Annotated in this window: 12 protein-coding genes; 4 read left to right on the top strand and 8 right to left on the bottom strand. The window is 55.7% G+C overall.

What is annotated here, in order from left to right; translation table 11 throughout:
• Positions 1-257: 257 nt before the first annotated feature.
• Positions 258-2,099 (top strand): glycoside hydrolase family 15 protein, encoded by a 1,842-nt coding sequence (locus tag ACWHYZ_RS09720; protein WP_447987064.1) that lies wholly within the window; start codon positions 258-260, stop codon positions 2,097-2,099.
• An 810-nt stretch (positions 2,100-2,909) separates the two neighbouring features.
• Entirely contained in the window at positions 2,910-4,460 is a 1,551-nt protein-coding gene (locus tag ACWHYZ_RS09725; protein WP_447987065.1) for a sigma 54-interacting transcriptional regulator, read from the top strand.
• 371 nt (positions 4,461-4,831) lie between these two features.
• Here the strand turns inward: ACWHYZ_RS09725 and ACWHYZ_RS09730 are convergent, their stop codons facing one another.
• Complete coding sequence (locus ACWHYZ_RS09730) at positions 4,832-5,848, bottom strand: hypothetical protein (protein WP_447987066.1); 1,017 nt, start codon at positions 5,846-5,848, stop codon at positions 4,832-4,834.
• A 1,321-nt stretch (positions 5,849-7,169) separates the two neighbouring features.
• Here ACWHYZ_RS09730 and ACWHYZ_RS09735 point away from each other — a divergent pair.
• Together ACWHYZ_RS09735 and ACWHYZ_RS09740 are read left to right on the top strand one after the other, a co-directional pair.
• Positions 7,170-7,553 carry a hypothetical protein gene (locus tag ACWHYZ_RS09735; protein WP_447987067.1) on the top strand — a complete coding sequence of 128 codons (384 nt, stop codon included), beginning with the start codon at positions 7,170-7,172 and terminating at the stop codon, positions 7,551-7,553.
• 1,856 nt (positions 7,554-9,409) lie between these two features.
• Positions 9,410-9,946, top strand: a complete 537-nt coding sequence (locus ACWHYZ_RS09740; protein WP_447987068.1) for a hypothetical protein — start codon at positions 9,410-9,412, stop codon at positions 9,944-9,946.
• Between the two features lie 489 nt (positions 9,947-10,435).
• On the opposite strand, the gene ACWHYZ_RS09745 is transcribed toward ACWHYZ_RS09740, so the two are convergent.
• The 7 genes from ACWHYZ_RS09745 to ACWHYZ_RS09775 form a co-directional block, all read right to left on the bottom strand.
• Entirely contained in the window at positions 10,436-10,651 is a 216-nt protein-coding gene (locus tag ACWHYZ_RS09745) for a hypothetical protein (protein ID WP_447987069.1), read from the bottom strand.
• Positions 10,652-10,912: 261 nt separating this feature from the next.
• Positions 10,913-12,097: an HlyD family efflux transporter periplasmic adaptor subunit gene (locus ACWHYZ_RS09750; RefSeq protein ID WP_447987070.1), complete on the bottom strand. Its 1,185-nt coding sequence runs from the start codon at positions 12,095-12,097 to the stop codon at positions 10,913-10,915.
• Positions 12,094-13,665 (bottom strand): efflux transporter outer membrane subunit, encoded by a 1,572-nt coding sequence (locus ACWHYZ_RS09755; protein ID WP_447987071.1) that lies wholly within the window; start codon positions 13,663-13,665, stop codon positions 12,094-12,096. The genes ACWHYZ_RS09750 and ACWHYZ_RS09755 overlap by 4 nt, the downstream gene beginning before the upstream one ends.
• Before the next feature lie 206 nt (positions 13,666-13,871).
• Complete coding sequence (locus tag ACWHYZ_RS09760; protein WP_447987072.1) at positions 13,872-14,744, bottom strand: formate/nitrite transporter family protein; 873 nt, start codon at positions 14,742-14,744, stop codon at positions 13,872-13,874.
• A 456-nt stretch (positions 14,745-15,200) separates the two neighbouring features.
• Entirely contained in the window at positions 15,201-15,788 is a 588-nt protein-coding gene (locus ACWHYZ_RS09765; RefSeq protein ID WP_447987073.1) for an OmpA family protein, read from the bottom strand.
• Positions 15,785-16,231: a thermonuclease family protein gene (locus ACWHYZ_RS09770; protein ID WP_447987074.1), complete on the bottom strand. Its 447-nt coding sequence runs from the start codon at positions 16,229-16,231 to the stop codon at positions 15,785-15,787. Before ACWHYZ_RS09770 ends, ACWHYZ_RS09765 begins: the two co-directional genes overlap by 4 nt.
• Positions 16,232-17,282: 1,051 nt before the next feature.
• Positions 17,283-17,525: a type II toxin-antitoxin system RelE/ParE family toxin gene (locus ACWHYZ_RS09775; protein WP_447987075.1), complete on the bottom strand. Its 243-nt coding sequence runs from the start codon at positions 17,523-17,525 to the stop codon at positions 17,283-17,285.
• Positions 17,526-17,570: the final 45 nt, after the last annotated feature.

Genomic DNA, 17,570 nt, shown 5'->3' on the forward strand with positions numbered 1-17,570 from the left:
AATGCGAAACGCTGGGACATGGTCGTGCATAATCTCCAGCATTCATCCCTGATGTATGTGCTAGTCAACTGGGGTGATTCAATCCAAGGCGAGAAGCCCATTCGCGCATTCTAATTACGTCAGCTTGCCCCGTAAGGTAATGAGTAGGGAAAGGGCAACTACCACAAGTGATCGCGCGATTAACCTGCATTTACAACACCAAATCAGGACCTCCGAGTGAATACACCTAGTAATGGTAACAGGAGCTTTGCTTATTGATGGCCTATCACCCAATCCAAAATTATGGAATTATCGGCAATATGCGCACGGCCGCTCTCATTGGGCTCAATGGCTCGATTGATTGGTTTTGCTTTCCCCACTTCGATTCACCAAGTATCTTTGCGGCCCTTTTGGATGATACCAAGGGCGGCCATTTCCAAATTGCCCCCGCTCAAGAGGGTTCCGCCTCCAAACAGTTCTATTGGCCTGAGACTAATATTCTCATTACCCGGTTTCTCTCTCCGGGCGGGGTGGGCGAGATCCAGGATTTCATGCCCGCCGGGATCAGCGCGACATCGGAATGGCATCATCAACTGGTGCGTCGTGTGAAAGTGTCCCGGGGAAGTATCGTCTTCCAAATACGGTGTGCGCCTGCCTTCGACTATGCCCGGGCGCAGCATCAGACCCGAATGAGTAAACACGGCGTGAGCTTCCACACGCCCAATTTGAGCTTGAGTCTCGCCACGGAGGTCCCCTTGCACATAAAGGGACAAGGCGTGGAGGGGACGTTTACGTTAGAGGAGGGACAGAGCGTTATTTTCATCCTTCGACGCATCGACGCTGATGATGAGTGTGGACCCGGCCCGACAGAAGCCGAAGCCGAAGACTTATTCGAACATACCGTCCTCTTCTGGCAACGGTGGCTGGCCAAGTGTACGTATACCGGGCGCTGGCGCGAGATCGTGCATCGATCTGCGCTGCTCCTTAAGCTTCTGACCTTTGAACCGACGGGTGCCATTGTCGCCGCACCGACCTGCAGCTTGCCTGAGGCCATCGATGGCATCCGCAATTGGGATTATCGATACACCTGGATCCGGGATGCCGCCTTTACGGTATATGCCTTCCTGCGCATTGGCTTGACAGAAGAGGCAGCGGCCTTCATGCAATGGATGCAAACACCTAGCCCCGGGGAGGAAGACGCCCAATCACCACTTCAGATTGTCTACGGGCTGGACGGTCGCCGAGATCTGACAGAACAGGTCCTTGACCATCTTGATGGATACCGAGGAACTCGACCAGTCCGTATCGGCAATGGAGCCTATAGACAGTTGCAACTGGACATCTATGGGGAGTTGATTGACTCGCTCTACCTCTATGATAAGTACGGCTCACCCATTCCCTACGATGTCTGGGTGGTTATACGGCGACGGCTTGACTGGCTGTGTCAAAACTGGCAGCAGGAGGATGAAGGGATCTGGGAAGTGCGTGGCGCCCGGCGGCACTTCGTGTACTCGAAAGTCATGTGCTGGGTCGCCTTAGATCGCGGGCTCCGCATAGCGGCGAAGCGATCGTTCCCAGCAGATCACAATCACTGGCGGAAGGTCCGAGACACCATATACGACGAAATCATGACAAAAGGGTGGAGCCACGAACGGCAGGCATTTGTGCAGCACTATGGCAGCCAGTCCCTCGACGCGTCCAATCTGATCATGCCATTGGTCTATTTCATCTCACCGAACGACCCCAGGATGCTGAGCACCATCAATGCCATTAATCGCCCTTCGAGTGTCGGCGGACTTGTCTCGGATGGATTGTTATATCGGTACGATGCCGCCAAGGGAGACGATGGCCTCCATGGTGAAGAAGGCACGTTCAATATGTGTACATTTTGGCTAGTCGAAGCGTTGACTCGTGCCGGTCGGACAGATCCTCAGAAACTAAACGAAGCTCGGCTGCTCTTTGAGCGCATGCTAGGCTACGCCAACCATGTGGGACTCTATGCCGAGCAAACGGGAGCGAGTGGGGAAGCGTTGGGTAACTTCCCTCAGGCGTTCACGCACTTATCACTGATCAGCGCTGCCTTTAATCTCGATCGTATGCTCAATATCAGGCACAAATAGTCTAAGAGCTAGTGTAGTGTCATTGAAATGGCTAGGAGTAAGCCTCTACGTCCTGTAGACGATCGATAATCCCAGTTGTCATAAAGCTTGGATCGAAAATCGGCACAGAACATAAGTAGAAAAAAGTATCAAGGACTGGCGCGCTATGTTCAGGATAGTGGCTTGAGCCTCTGCGGACGATATCTAATACCATCTGATCTCCTGTAGAGGTAGCCGTTCCGCCGGGAGCCGCATGGATCGTCTCGTGTAGATAACGCGCCGATGTCTGAGTGAATGATTGAGGTGGCACGGCGGACTACTCCGGTGCCGTCCCTTCATGCCACTCGGTTCGTCCAAGCCCAGGGACCCTTCTGATAGAAGAATTCCGAATTGACGCGGGCCAGGACACTGATCGCCGCTCCTTGCTCTCACAAGAGCATTTCGCCGCCCAGCTCTTGCTCAAGTAAGTGCTGGCAGCGGGAAATGCTTAGACTAAGTAGAAGTGCGATTGCGCGCAGTTGGCACACATGAGTTCCGCACCTTTGCGATATTAACGGTTAGCTTATCAGTGGAGCGCGCAGTAGATAATGCCTTGTGAATGTCACGGACAACTTAAAGACAAGCGGCTCTCTAGTGTGATTGACGAAGATTGCGTGGTTTGATGCCTCTTGGCATCGCTGTTGCGTACTAGCGAGACCATAGAGAGTACAACCTAATGCGTGTTCGTCTGATATCGCGATACCGCTTCGCTCAAACAAGGTGACCCTCCGCTGAGGTTATGGCCACCATCTGCATGAGTGCCTGCTGCGGTACTTTATCTAGGAATACCTCATGAGCCGTGCCGAACTTAATTATGAGATCTTGCTTGAACTGACGAATCTACTCACGTCACAACGCGATACGGAGAGTCTATGGCAGGTCATTGCAGGGCATATTCACCGAGTCGTCCCTTGGGATCGGGCGGGGATTGTGTTGTATGACCCTGATGTGGATGCGTTTCGTTTCTATGCGGTGGTGACCAGTTCCGAGACGCCTGTCTTGAACCGCGACACGTTGATTCCGAACAAACAGAGTGCTGTGGGGTGGGTCTATGAACACCGCCAGATCCATGTCCGTCCGAATCTTCATTCGGAGCAAGTCTTCTTTGAAGACACGTACTATCTGCAAGAAGGATTGGGACGAATGATTAATCTCCCCCTCATCGTCCATGACACCTGCCTGGGTACTTTGAACATCGGCAGCGTGCAAACCGGTGAGCCGGACCCCGAGGACTTAAAATTTCTGCAGTTGGTGGCGACCCAAATCTCATTTGCCATTGACCACGTGCGTGCTTATGAGCGGATCAAACGCTTGAGTGATCAGCTCAGCCATGAGAATGAATATCTTGCCGAGGAGGTGAGGGTAAGCCGGAATCTTGGGACGATGGTCGGAGAGTCTCCGCTCTTTCAGCATGTCCTCACTCAGGTGAAGGCCGTCGCCCCCACCAATACGACCGTGCTCATCTTGGGGGAGACAGGAACTGGAAAAGAGCTCCTGGCCCGAGCCATTCATGATTTGAGTCCTCGACACGCGAAACCCTTTATACGGGTCAACTGCGCCGGCCTTCCAGCCGGATTGGTCGAAAGCGAGCTGTTCGGACATGAACGAGGGGCCTTTTCGGGTGCCGATCAACGGCGTATAGGCCGATTCGAGTTGGCGAACAAAGGCACGCTCTTCCTGGATGAGATCGGGGAGATGCCGCTGGAAGCGCAAGCGAAGTTGTTGCGGGTGTTGCAAGACGGACTGGTCGACCGCGTTGGCGGCACACAACCCGTGCCGGTGGACGTGCGCATTGTGGCTGCGACGAACGCTAATTTGAGCCATGCGATCGCCAAGGGGGGGTTCCGAGCGGACCTCTTTTATCGGTTGCATGTCTTTCCAGTATCGATTCCGCCTCTTCGCGAACGGCGCCAAGATATTCCTTTGCTGGCCCAGCATTTCCTGAGGCAGGCGGCGGTCAAGCTCAAACGACCCAATGTGATGCTGTCCCCGCTTTCACTTGATCGATTAGAGAGATATAAGTGGCCTGGCAATATACGAGAACTCCAGAGTGTTATTGAGCGAGCCGTGATCCTTTCGCCATCCAAGATCGTCGAAATGGACGAGCAGTTCCTGCCTCCTATAACCACTCTGGCCCAGCCCTTGCTCGAGCCATCGATGCGCACCCCTTCCCAAGGTACACCTCTCATTGAGGTTGAACGAGATCATATTATCTCGGTCCTCCAAAAGACTGCTTGGCGAATTTATGGCGTTCAAGGAGCCGCCAAGCAGCTCGGCCTCCATCCTGAGACACTTCGGAGCCGCCTCCGTAAGCTGGGCATTAAACGACCAACGTACTCTTAGCTGCACTTGCAACCAATGCCTTTGCCGAACTGTTACTAGGCGGAATAAATGGCCGGGTTGGCCATATTATGCGGCAAGGACTAAATGCAGGTTTATGCTTCCAATGGGATCGGGATGGCCTACTATTTCCATAGGAGTGTCAATACGCTGTGGCGGTTCGGTTTAATAGTCTGCTCATAGAAACAGGACCTTATCCTATTATCCCAATCACTTTCACTGATCGGCGTGCCATGCATGGTCCATTTACTAAAAGCCATGGCGGCTGTCGATGTTTCTGGGATGCGGCATCCTCTCTTAATAGACGGGCAATACCATGACCATTCTCACCCGTTGCGGGAGGGATTCGGCGTCGATATCCAGGATGTACGTACTTAATCACGAGAGGAGAAGGCTGTGCTGATTGTGAGGACGTCGAGCATGAATCGAAATCCATACGTGGGGCCGCAGTCGGTCTTGCCTAACACATCGTTCCATGTTTCAAACACGCCATAGGGAAAATGGAGCGCGATGGATCCAAAGCGGCGTTCAATGCCATGGCCGGTGGGCGTGACAAATAAGCCGGAATCGATGGTAGCGGCGAACTCTAGGGACCAGCGGGGCGACGTTCCGTTGCGTGAATCGTAGTCACCGATCGATATCGAGGCTTGGCCGAGATAGGACTGAGTGGCAATGAACGAGGCATGGTACGCGGATCCGCCGTAGAGACGGCTATATCGTCCCATGGCCGAGAAGCGTACGAAGCGAGAGAATACTTCAAGGAACGGGGCTGGTGACTGGTGGGTGAAGGAGCTCACGACCTCGGCAAGCGAGACATGCCGTAAGCCGATTCGGCCATAGATCTCCTGATAGAGGGATCCGGCGGCGGCACCCACGCTCAGAAATCCGGATGGTTCGCCACCAAAGAGCGCACTCCACCGGGTGAGTGATCCCCCGACCATAAAATCCCCGTCGACGCGTGTTTGATTGACTGGGACGGGATTATTGCCGATGAGTTTGTGCACAACCCCATTTTGCAGTTCCAGGGAGGGGTTCTCTCCCGTGGGTCCTGCGCCAACGGTCAGATTGCTGTTCCATCCTGGCAAGGCTTTGATGCGCTCGGTCCAGCTCACGGTGGCAAAATTGAAGCCGTCTGTTTGATGTAACGAATTAAATCGGGCGCCGCTTCCATTAAACTCGGTAAACCGATTCACGGTAAGCCCGGTAAGAAGCGTCCGATCGAGATCAGGATAGTCGATAGCGCCCCAGTGGACGCTTGGTGCAACGTTCTCCGCATGAGCCAATGGCCCAGACCAGAGAAGTGGAAAGATCAAACACCATTGGATGAGGAATTTGGCGGTGTCAGTGAGATTCCGCGATCGTCGTCGAGTCTGCTCGTTGCGTGGAGGCAAGATCGTCGTGATGAAGAGGTTCTGCTATCGCTTAACGTGCCTCAAGGATGATGGCTCAGCCAGAGGAGAGAACAGGGTTGACAGACCCCGTGGCTCACTTGTTCTGTGGAAAGGTTTGCCGGAGAGGCTGGTCGGAGAATCGTCTGACACCAGGCACAGATGACGAGTATGTTGGGAATAGTGGTGCTCGTTGGCTCATCAAGTGACATGTTTCTCACCGTTGTGTGTTGGCTTGGCCTTCTCTCGTGGAGCACCTTCAGCAAAGCGGATGCCAAGAGTGAAGTGCTTGGTGAGCGTTGATTCTGCGCCTGGATGAGGTGCCTTCGTCTCTCGTATGGTGGATGCATCGTGGGCAATCGTGGTCACCCGTGCTCTATTACGGTATGCCGGTCTTGCCTTAGAAGAATGGGAACAGGGGAGAGGAGAACTTACGCCAGCCAGCTGCCGGCAGTGCCTTTGTACTCGAGTGAACAAGGAATCCCGCGACTGATGTAGACCGCATCGCGATGGACAGGCAGAGGGACACAGTGATAGCCGGATGTTGATCAACCTCTTTGTCGGCGATCCAGCAATCCAGCAACCAACACTGTGGGGGATGGGGTCACTGGAGGGTCAGTACATAGCAACCGACCCAGGCACGGATTTGCTGTCGCGCTTCCTCAAATGTGGCAGTGATGCTGTCAGGCACATTCCTCTTTGAGGCTGCGAAAGAAGCGCTCGATGATGCCATTCTGCTCGCGCGCCTGTGTCTCCGAATACCAGGAATATTTCCATAGCCTTGTATAAATCGAAGCGCTACATCGACCGTGTTCAGAAGAAAGATAACTGCGGGGAGTGGAATGAAATCATGAAACCATTATGTTAAACGCATGACGTGCCATAGAACGGTGATCTTTGGATGGATCATCCTATGAACTCCTATTCCCTCAGGAAAGCATTGGGGCGCTGATTTTGCTAAACGAGTGCTGTGAACGACTTCAGTCGTGTTCGACCTTAAAGCGGTTTCCGGAGGCGCTGCTCACGATGCATGATGATACGTCACGTGCTGACCCTACTTCAGGGCACGTGTCTTCGGATGAAAGTCCATCTTCCCGAAGCGGATCGGATCGCTGAGGGTATGATCAGCTTCCGTCTCACGGGACGGATCTCCAAAGGTTAGAGAGACAACGTCATATGAGTTTCCGAGACGGCTTGGCGGGATTGGGTACTGGCGTGGATAAGTGACTGTCTCCTAATGAGACGAGCGGAGAATCATTTCGTTGCACAGTTGGACGAATTCCTAAAGATCTGACCGCACGGTGATACGCTATGGAGATGAGGAATGAGGATTAACGCGCTGCTGGTAGTGTTCGCGATACTGCTGATGCCTGCCCTAAGTGATGCACGATGCCGTACAGTGGGTGAGAGTGCGAGTGTCGCGACCGAATATGGTACCTTCCCGCTGTATCCTGCGGTACGCCTCGTCGAAGCGGGCCATGAACGCGACAGTATACCCTTACAATTGATCGGCTATGGCCTTTCGGTGCCGCTCTTTGTCATCGCAGCGCCTTTCGCCATGCTCGGTGCCGGTGTCGGCACTGTGCTTCATCCATGGAGCAAATGCATCGATACTGACCAGCATTTATCTGGGGGATCCATCGTTCCCGTGGAACCGGAACGATCAGACCGGTTCTCCAGACAAAACTCCAACGACGGTGAGAAGTGATAGCCTTAAGCCCCTCAATCTGGAAGATCTTGCGGCGGCCGGAGAGATTGCCGACGATTCAGCTTGGCCTTCACTTTCCCGGGATGAAGTGGCCCCAGTCGAACGGCAGTCCAGGCATGATATGCCCCACTTCATCAAAAGCGACCCAGGGAAGTTACTGGCCCTGATACGCGCCTTTATGGCAGCGACGAGCATTCCCGGATGATGAGCTCAACGCCTACCATCCCTACCAGAGCGTGAACTACATGACCTCTCATGATGGATCCTCTGCGATCTCGTCTCCTACAATGAGAAGTGCAACGAGGGGACTAGGCAGTATCCAATATGGCCTCATGCAGCTTATGCCAAAGGTTTCGCGATCCTCAAGCACAAGCATGAGTCTGACTTCGATCTGCACCACATTGCAGGAGTCTGGAGGCGGGGAGCGTGGTAAACCCTTGGCTCATACATCTTATCTTCGGCGCGCTGCTTGAAGATCCTGGCCTCACCGACATTGTCCTCTTTGCCGAAGATTCGGGAGAAAGCCGATGAACGGTGGCCGAAGGCATTGGTCTCAATACCCCCTCTCCGGTCATCACTCTGGCATTATTGCAACGACTCCGATCACGCGATGCCGAGTCCTTCTCTGACAGCGTCCTTGTGGCAATGCGACATCGGCCATACATCAAACGAGCGAGGTGAGCTGGAGCACGGCCAGGTAGCTGAGTCTTGCCGTTATCCGATGCTCAGATATTGGAAGTGCGTTTGCCGAAGAAGATCTTTTGGCCGAAGGCCGGGAGATTCACAAAAAGTGAAGCCGCGTTTTGTGTGCGCAGGAGCCACCATGGCTGCTCAGCTCTCAATGCGAATACCTACTTCATCAAGCCACTGAATTTCGACCGTCCACGCCTGCCGGGACGACTGTATGTCCGCTGTGCCTGTCCCAGGCTGGACAGATCCGTGTACAGCTCATTCGCATTCCAATTAATTGCGGTGCTCCTACTCGATTGGAGCCGACCTCAATGATCGCCTCATAGACTGAATCACCGAAACTGCCGCCCACTGTGATCGTGTCATCAATAAAGCACTCATTGCCTTCGCTAAAGAGATAATTTTACTCACCCCTTATTTGTGTTGCCGAAGAGCCAGCGCGTGACTGATTAAAGGCGACCCGATAGGGCACTAGACCCGATAGCCGCTCTCGGTGACCTCCAGTAAGCCTCTCTCTTGGTTTTCATCTTCATTGACCCATTTCCTAGCTTGAGCTGAGAGTGTAAATCCATTGTTCTGAGGTTGCGATCTGTTCATATGATCATGGCTCATTGGTTCAGTGCCTCGCACGCCTGCCAAGCGTTTACCTTAACGTTTCAGAGTCGGTCCCCGGCAGGCCAGCTTCTTGGTTAAAAACTATAATACCGCCTCCTCGACGGGGCGGTCGATAAGGGGTGAAGCGGTAATCGCACTCTCCCTCCATACCCGCAGGCTCTTTCTTGAATGGACCACATCGTGAAAAACACGAGATCTCACCAGCGCCCAACATGGCCACGCCGCATTGAAAGCGATCGTGTTGATGATTGCTGAGTAATTATCCTTGCTTGTCCAGGAGACGAAAGAGGAACGCTGTTTGCACACGTCCTCCAACTGCATCCCCTTTGTGATCATTACAGGATCGGGGAGGGTGGGTGAAGACGACAGCACCGGCCTTGTGATCATGATGGCGCGAGCCGGGTCTCCCCCACTGCGTTTTCCGCAGCAAGCAGGTCACATAAATGACCGGCAAAGAGATGAACGCTCGGGGTTGCCGCAGCACATCGAAGATAATTCGATGACAAGCCTACCCTCACGACCACGTGTCAGGGAGACGATGGAGGGATGTCATGACTACAGGGAAGATGATGAGAATACCACTCCTTCGGCTCTGTCTCATATCGATCATGATGCTTGCTGGATGCCAGAGCCCCCATGCAGCCGCGGATATGGCTACGCTTGGTGACGAGAGTTTCGATCGGTTGTGGCGAATCTATAGTCATTGCCGATCGAGCGTAGACCCCGATGAGATGCGCGAAGATCTGCGACATTTGAGTCGAGCCGTACACAACACGAGAGAGACGGGATATAGGCCCTGGTTTTTGCCACAGAGCCTCCACCATATGATCGAGAAGCCGCCGTTGCGTGTCTCAGTGGACCCGGGGGCCATGGCAATAGCCTGTGCGCTCTATGCGGGACAAGCGGCGCAGGCGGACGGACAGACCCAGATGGCTGCAGAGCTCTTCGACTTCGTCCTTTCGAAGGAACAAGAACCACCCTACATCTACTATGTGACTCAGGCCAGACTGGCCTTAATTCAGATACAGAGCCAGGCCGAACGAATCAGCGAGAGACTCGAACCGGTTATTAAGGTGGTAGCGCACTGAGTCGACGAATCACGAATCTCCACAGCGCTCGTAGCGTCCGTCCTGAGTCGATAACGAAAGTGGAGTTGGGGTGCCTCAATGGATGACGACAATGTGGAAGGTAGACGGAGCAATGCCAGTATCCGAGCTCAGGCAGGAAAAGAGCGAGAGGCAAATGTTTTGGCACGATCGAATGTGCACGGTCATAACGATGCTGGTCTTCTGGCTTTCCGTGGAGGCTCATGATGTCGTCAAACAAGGAACAATCGAACTCGGACTGGTCAGCGGATTTTGGCAGGTCCCGACCATCGTGGGGCATGCTTCTTCAGTACGGCCTTGGTCCTGCCCCGTCTAGGCCTTCGTGATGGATTCCTTGGGACCGGATGGTTAGAAAGCAATGTTGAAGTCCCCCTAAAACCGGTGTTTGGCCAGTTTACTCAACCGTTCACTGCCCAGGCAGCGGGAGGTGCTGAGGAAGACAGTAACCATGACCATGGTGGTGCGTTTTCCTCATATCTCGAACGCCGGGCCATTGGGAACCGGAATGCGGGGATCAACGCCTTCCTGTCCTATGTGGTGGTCTCCATCTTCCTGTTCCGATGAGAGGTCCACCGGTTGGAGCGCCACTAAAAAAGGAATCGCACTCATGCCGACGTAACGATCCAATAGGAGGAGGAGGATGGCCTGCAGACGTTGTGGAGGACTAACAGTTGTCGAGGAATTCATAGAAGAAAATGAGGAATTCCTAGAAGAGAATGGATCTAGGACGGGCTTCGAAGCTGAGCGCTGTCTGAATTGCGGGCATCTGGAGGACATGGTGATCCTTGTCAATCGCGGCAATAGCCTTGTGTCCTGTAAGTAAGTCCGCTCAATCGGTCGGACAGAGGCGGTGAGAATGCGTTGCGCAGCGCCCGGTGGCTCAAAGCCAAGTTTTACTTGCGGTGAAATAACGGCTTGGTGTTTACGCCACGGCTGCCCTGACGAGTGCTACTCCTTCGACACGATGTTGGCCAGAATGATGGCGTGCGCCATGGCTTCGCCGGTGGTCAGTTCATCCGCAAAGACGTCGGTCTGGTATTCTTCCGTGGAGGAGGATGCTAATGAGGTCCAGATAGATTGAGCGGGCGTGCTGATGTCGATCTCCGTCACAGTCGACAGTCCCGGCCGGATGGGATGCCTACGAATCTCTTCTCTCGGCAGCCCTATCCGGACCGGTACTCGCTCTACGATATGAATGAAATTACCGGTGGCATTGTCGGGAGGCAGCAGTGCAAAAGCACTTCCGGTGCCGGGGACCAACCCCTCAACCGTGCCATGATACGTCTGTTTCCGTCCGTGAAGGTCCACCGTGACTAGTGCGGACTGACCAGGTCGAATGTCACGCAGTTCCGTTTCGCGCAAGTTGGCCTCGACCCACAAATGCTCCAGAGGAACAATCGTCATCAACATGCTACCTGGCTGCACCTGGTCTCCCACCTGGGCCTTCCGCTTGGCCACATAGCCCGAGGCCGGTGCCCTAATTTGCTGCCGTTCGTATTCAAGAAACATGTCAATCAATTGATGCTTGGCAAACTCGACAGACGGATGCTCCATGACGCTCGTGCCTCCTACTTCCGCGGTGAGGGCGTCAAACTCAGCTTGTGTTTCCCGGACCTCCGCCTCAAGGGCCCGGAGCTGGTCGCTGGCATTCTGCAAGATTTGCTTGGAGACCGCACCGTGCGGAGAGGCGTGTTGATAGCGCGTGATATCGTGTCGAACGAGGTCTAGGCGCGCTGAACGGGACGACAATTTTTCGCCGAGTTGGCGTTGTCTAATGAATAGCGCGGCAATCCGGCGGACTGTCTCCCCGAGGTAACCTCGGGCACGCCCTAACGCAGTATAGGCTTGGTGCTCGTCGAGACGTAAAACAAGATCGCCCTTATTCACGAACTGTGTCTCCTCCGCCAATACATGTGTGATAATACCTGAGGCCTGCGCGGCCACGGGGATGAGATTGCCTGTCACGTAAGCATTATCGGTGCGTACATGGTAGCGGTCATATGACCACCAATAGACCCCATACAAAATGCCCGCTATGACGACCAGCAGGACCACCACTAACAACCGCCGCGTCCGGTGCCTCGAGGTCGCCTGAACGTGCATGGATGGCGTCTCAATAGCAGCCGTGGTCATGGGGTCGTCTCCTTCACCGCACCAGTCATGACGGGCTGTGGCCCAGGCCGCTTGGTCGTCTGCGGCAGATCCGGGTTATGGTAGCCGCCTCCCAGCGCTTCTATCAGATCGACCATCGCCACCAGCTTGTCGCTTTCCAAGGCTCGCAACGCATACTCTTGTTCCAGCACGGGCTGTCGGTGCCGCAGTACTTCCCGATCATCATCCAGGCCGCTGGCGAGACGGACCTTCGCCAGGCCCCAGTCCTCACGCAATGACGCCAGGAGTCGGTGGTGAGAGTCCAGCATACTACTGGTGGCTTGCCAGGCACTGAGGCTATCGGCCACCTCTCGCATGGCGTCCAGCAGCGTCTCATTGTAGAGTTCCACAGCCGCATCGTAGTGCCCACGTTGTGCGGCGAGTTCCCCACGAAGCCGCCCGCCTTCAAACCACGGCAGACGCAGGCCTGGCGCCACGCCATACGAAAAGCTCTGTCCGGAAAAGAGCAAGTTGGCGAGCTGGCTGGTGCCTTTCGTGAGCACGAGTGCGTTGAAGCCGGCAAACGCCGTGAGGTCAATGCTCGGGAGAAACTGCGCTTTGGCGACTTTGATCAGTCGCGCCGCGGCCTCGGTGCGATACAGGGCGGCCGCCAGGTCCGGGCGATGGGCCAAGAGGCCGATTGGGAGGTGCTCGGGTAAGGGAATTTCATGCGGCATCGTCATCGTGCGACTGGCAAACAACTCCCTCGCACTATCCGGGCCCTTCCCGATCAGCCGCGCCAGCAAATTCCGTTGCACATCTAAGTGATCCCGGACTCCTGCGTCCCGCTTACGGACAGCTTCCAACTCGGCGACCGCTTGTTTCACCGGAAGGTCATTATCCAGTCCGAAACGAGCACGGGTTTGGGCGAGTCGCAACAGGTCGTGACGGAGGCCCACGAGTTGCTGGACGATGTCGTATTGTTGGCGAAGAGCCAGGCCTCGCACGTACGCCCTGGCGATACCCGTAGTGAGCCGCAAGCGCACTTCCGCCTCCTCGGCTTCCTCGGCCGCAGCCTGCCCGAGTGCGGCTTCCATCATTGCGCGATTTTTCCCCCAGAAATCGAACTCATACCGGAAGCTCAAGGGATTGATGACCCCTAAGAGGAAGCGGGCGCCGGCCACTTCCTGATTCAGGGCCGCGAACACGCCGTGCTGTGAGAGCCGCTCATAGGTCAACGAGGCATCGGCATCGAGGAATGGCAATAACCGGGCCCCTTCGACTTTCACCACTCCTTGCGCCTCCCGCAACCGTGCTGCGGCGGCCTTCAGGCCAGGATTGTCCTTGAGCGCCAAGTCCATGAGGGCATCCAATTCTGGACTGTCGAATTGCACCCACCAGCGGTCGTTCGGCCATTGCGCCCGCGCGGCTCCAAAGCTGGCTGCCTCCTCGAGCGTGTACTCCATCGAGGAGGGCTCTAAAAACTCCGCCCGCTCTTTGTCTCCGGAGAGCCAGGCACAACTTCCGCACAGGAGCACGATGCTGAACGCTAGCACCGCTTTGATACTGGACTTGATGAAGAAGATTCCGCGCATCAGGGTTTGCTCCATCAGTTCCCTCCGAGATCGCCCGCGACATGCGGCAGGAAGGCGATATAGGAGGCCGCATTGAACAAGACGGCCATATGCGCTAGGCCCAGGACGAGATTGAACAGAAGAAAGTGCCAGCCTCGGAGGCGCGGGAGGGAATCTTCGGGCATCACTCGGGCCACACCATCGTTGTTATTTTATTCACAAGGTATACAAAGCTTTGGACATTAGAGGGAGGCAGGATATCCTTTAGTGTGCCCACTGGATTTCTCATGAGAAGCAGCTGCCAGATTCATGTCTGGGACAGTTGTCACATTCCTATGCGAGTAATAAATGGCGAGGCCGGTGAAAACCATGCCACCCACTAGGTTGCCCAGCGTGACAGGGATTTCATTCCAGAACCACCAGGTCGAAAGACTGACATGGGCCCCAAGCAGCATACCCATTGGGATCGCGAACATGTTTACGACCGAGTGTTCGAATCCTTGTGAGAAAAATAGTACCGTGGGTCCCCAGATCGCCAGCATCTTTCCGGAAAGAGAGGTTGAGGCATAGGCAAACACGACCGCCAGACTGACCATCCAGTTGCACAACATCGCTTTCGTGAAGACGGTCAGCAGTCCCGCCATGCCGTGCGCGGCATAGTAGGTCGTCTTGGCTTCGGCGATCTTGATGAGCTTGGTCCCCACTGCGGACAGGTCGCCCGTCCCCCCTGTCGTGAGCACGATGGCCAGGAGGACGGCATACAAGGTACTGCCAAGAAGATTACCTACAAAGACCCAACTCCAATTCGCCAGCACCCGGCTCGGGGTGGCGTTTTCCTTTCCCGCAACCGAGGCGCATGGCAGTAGCCCGAAACTGCTAGTGAGCAATTCCATCCCGAGCAAGATTGCCAGGCAGAGCCCAAACGGAAAGAGTAAGGAGCCCACGATCCATAGTCCCGTCTCAGTTGCTGCCGCAACTGCCAGACTCGTGGCGACTGCCAGGAAGCCGCCCGCGAGAGCTCCTCGCATCAATAACTGTGAAACGGGCAAGTTAAGCTTTAACTCCGCCGTGTGCAACATGCTCTTCACGACGTCTTGGGGCTTCACATAATCCATACGCCTCCTCCATAAATCTGTCTCAGCTGGCTTCCGTCCGGGCTAGCGCGCTATTGGCGTTTACGTCATGTGCTTGCTCTATGGCAAATTATCTGCCAGCCAACTGAGCGTTGGGGAAGGCGTTGATCGCAGCAATAACATTAAGAGGAGCGAAGATTAAAAGCCCGCCAGTCTGTTCATCGTTATCCCTAATGATGAAGAGTGAACGATTCCCCGTGAAATGTCATGTGGGGTCTCAAGCCTTAGAGCCTTTGTCGGTCTTGGGATTGATGAGAATTATGAGGCGCTCTAGACAGTGAAATAATGACCGACAGCTCGGTTATTCAAGCCCGAGCAGGGGCAGCGCTACCACAGCAGGCCTCTGATGGAGACGAAGCCCGTCGCTGCAGCGGGAGATTGGGGTAGTCTATTTCGACTCAGCGGAGCGGATCGAAATGCACGATTTGTGGTTGATACTCATCGCGACGCCTCCCGCGGCATCGGAGGGGCCGGCATGTCGACCAGATGAGCCCGTCGATTGAGCTGATAGCACTCCTCGTCCTTACGATGACAGACTAGCCGCAGGCTCCCGTATGACACGGTGACCAGCTGCTCGGGATTGAGGCCTAGATGAATGAGATACGTCTTCACCGCGACGGCGCGTCGCTCGCCAAGGACATAGTTGTAGTCTTGTGTGCCCCGCGGATCGGCCATGCCTTCAATACGCAATCCGGCAGTCGGCTGAGTGCGCATCCGGTTGGCATAGTGTTGGAGGATCGCTTGCGCCTGAGGCGATAAGAGCGCACTGTCAAACTCAAAGAAGATATCCCCCAAGGACGCGGAGTCGGTCTGTTCCTGAGAGACGCGGTTGCCGCGTGCGGCGAGGCTCACCGGTTCCTCAGAGATCCGCGGGACCGTGCTCTCTGCGAGAGAGTGGGCGGGGACCGCGGCGGTCAAGGATGGCGCGGTCTCGACGGTTCCGATTCCGATGGATTCATGGCGTCCAGTACAGCCGATGAGGAGAAGCAACAAGACCATGAGGGGGAATGTCGCGAATCGAGTCATGATGACGCTCCTTGTGTCAGTGTGTGAGGAATTGGTGGTGGCGAAAGGTCCAGGGCGCGACGGGGTGCGGGTCCTGCCAGAGACCGCGATGCTGGGCCTGGGCCTTCGCTTCTAAGCCGGATTCGATCGGTCGAATACTGCCGATACCACCACGCGTACCCGGCTTGAACCAGCGCCTGATTGACGACGAGGCCGTTGGGCAGGGTAACGACCCCGAGCCAGCGCCCGTAGCCATCCTGCTGTTCCGTATGGACGTGTACCTCTTTGCCGAAGGCCAAATCAGACGTGAAGCGTTTGGTGGCTTGGCCATAGGCTTGCCCATGTAATTCTGGCGCATCGACGTGTTGAAGTCGGATGTTGAAGCGCTGCCGATCCTGCAGGAGGGTGAGGGTATCACCATCGGCCACGCCGACGACGCGGCCCTCAAGGTCGAGGGCTGCCACGAGGCCTGGCGCGACGAGCAGGACGACGAAGAGGGAAAGACCGACGAGGCGAAGGCGGCTGGTCCTGGGTGCTCCTGCTCGTGAGAAGGCGGTGCGGTCGTCGGAATAGAAATCAGGGCGGTCACGTACAACCGGGCCGTACTGACCGGCACATCAAGGCGCCGTCTGAGCCACCAGGTGCCGGGTGGCGCTGAGGCGGGCGTGGAGCACGTGACGAGTGCCCAGGTGTCGGGATGCAGAAGGGTCGGGCTCTGAGCCCGGCGCCAGCGGAGATAATTGCCGAAGCGCAGCCAGAGACGAAGGGACCCCTGTCGAATTGTCGGCCATGGCGGTCCCTGAGTGTGGCCGATCTGAAGGCGCTGTGTGACTGTGGCGCCTGTTCCTGACATGGACCTCCTACCCCGCTGAACCCGATCGATCGTTGTGATGAGGTATTACGAGCCGCCTCAGTGCTCGAGTGACGATCCGTTCATGTAATGACATATAGTACCTAGGTGGAGAGTCGGTCTGCAATTGACGTGAAAGGGAATGCGGGCACGATGAGGTTTGGCGAGAAACACCCGCAAAAATGGAAAACGGATGAGACGGAGCGGCACCGGCGGCATTGCCGGATGTGGGGTCTGCAGGGATGGAAGACCCGGAAGCTACAGGGGGTTTTCGTGCTTCTGGTCACCTGTCTTGACAGCTGCGCGCGTTCACGCCTTCATCCTCGGAACGGTGTGGGTGGGGGACGAAGTGGCGGAGGGCAGAGACGCTCTGGGCGTCTTGCAATTCTGTCAGTAAGTGGACGAGCGGCTGCAAGTCGTGTCGGTGCGAAGACGGGGCCGTCAACATAGGATTCCTTAGAAAAACATCGCGGCATGGGAGAATCATGGTGATGAGGGACAAGCACGGACGACAGCGCGGTTGTCTCTTAACACGTGGGTCTGGGAGGGCTGATGAAGTTACTCAAACCGCAAGGCCGTCCGGAAGGTAGGGGCATAGAACACTCGGTTGGTCTACTGTTCTCGCACCCGTTCCGCCCAATAACCTGGCCGCCGCCGCAGATGCATCACCGCGAGGACGACAATGAGGGTTGGCTCGATGGTATAGAGGAGACCAAACGGAAAGCGTTTGAGTATTCTGCGTCGAATTCCGTCGGCGATGGTGCCGCATGCGGGGCACGCGAGACGGCGTGAACTGTCCGTTGAACTTCTTGCCTAAAGCGGGTGCCTAGTTCAGGTGACTGCTGATCGTAGTAGCGAGCCGCAGCACGGAGATCCTCCTCAGCCTGAGGAAGAAAGACGACGGTCATGTGGTGTGAAGGTCGCGAAACACATCGGTAGCGGGTCTTGCCGTG

The sequence above is a fragment of the Nitrospira sp. Nam74 genome, assembly GCF_965152615.1.

Excerpts from the sequence above, each read along its gene's own strand:
- ACWHYZ_RS09760 (WP_447987072.1), bottom strand. The coding sequence starts at position 14,744 with ATGGATTATGTGAAGCCCCAAGACGTCGTGAAGAGCATGTTGCACACG.
- ACWHYZ_RS09755 (WP_447987071.1), bottom strand. The coding sequence starts at position 13,665 with ATGGAGCAAACCCTGATGCGCGGAATCTTCTTCATCAAGTCCAGTATC.
- ACWHYZ_RS09725 (WP_447987065.1), top strand. The coding sequence starts at position 2,910 with ATGAGCCGTGCCGAACTTAATTATGAGATCTTGCTTGAACTGACGAAT.
- ACWHYZ_RS09745 (WP_447987069.1), bottom strand. The coding sequence starts at position 10,651 with ATGAATTCCTCGACAACTGTTAGTCCTCCACAACGTCTGCAGGCCATC.
- ACWHYZ_RS09740 (WP_447987068.1), top strand. The coding sequence starts at position 9,410 with ATGACTACAGGGAAGATGATGAGAATACCACTCCTTCGGCTCTGTCTC.
- ACWHYZ_RS09750 (WP_447987070.1), bottom strand. The coding sequence starts at position 12,097 with ATGACCACGGCTGCTATTGAGACGCCATCCATGCACGTTCAGGCGACC.
- ACWHYZ_RS09735 (WP_447987067.1), top strand. The coding sequence starts at position 7,170 with ATGAGGATTAACGCGCTGCTGGTAGTGTTCGCGATACTGCTGATGCCT.
- ACWHYZ_RS09775 (WP_447987075.1), bottom strand. The coding sequence starts at position 17,525 with ATGACCGTCGTCTTTCTTCCTCAGGCTGAGGAGGATCTCCGTGCTGCG.
- ACWHYZ_RS09765 (WP_447987073.1), bottom strand. The coding sequence starts at position 15,788 with ATGACTCGATTCGCGACATTCCCCCTCATGGTCTTGTTGCTTCTCCTC.
- ACWHYZ_RS09720 (WP_447987064.1), top strand. The coding sequence starts at position 258 with ATGGCCTATCACCCAATCCAAAATTATGGAATTATCGGCAATATGCGC.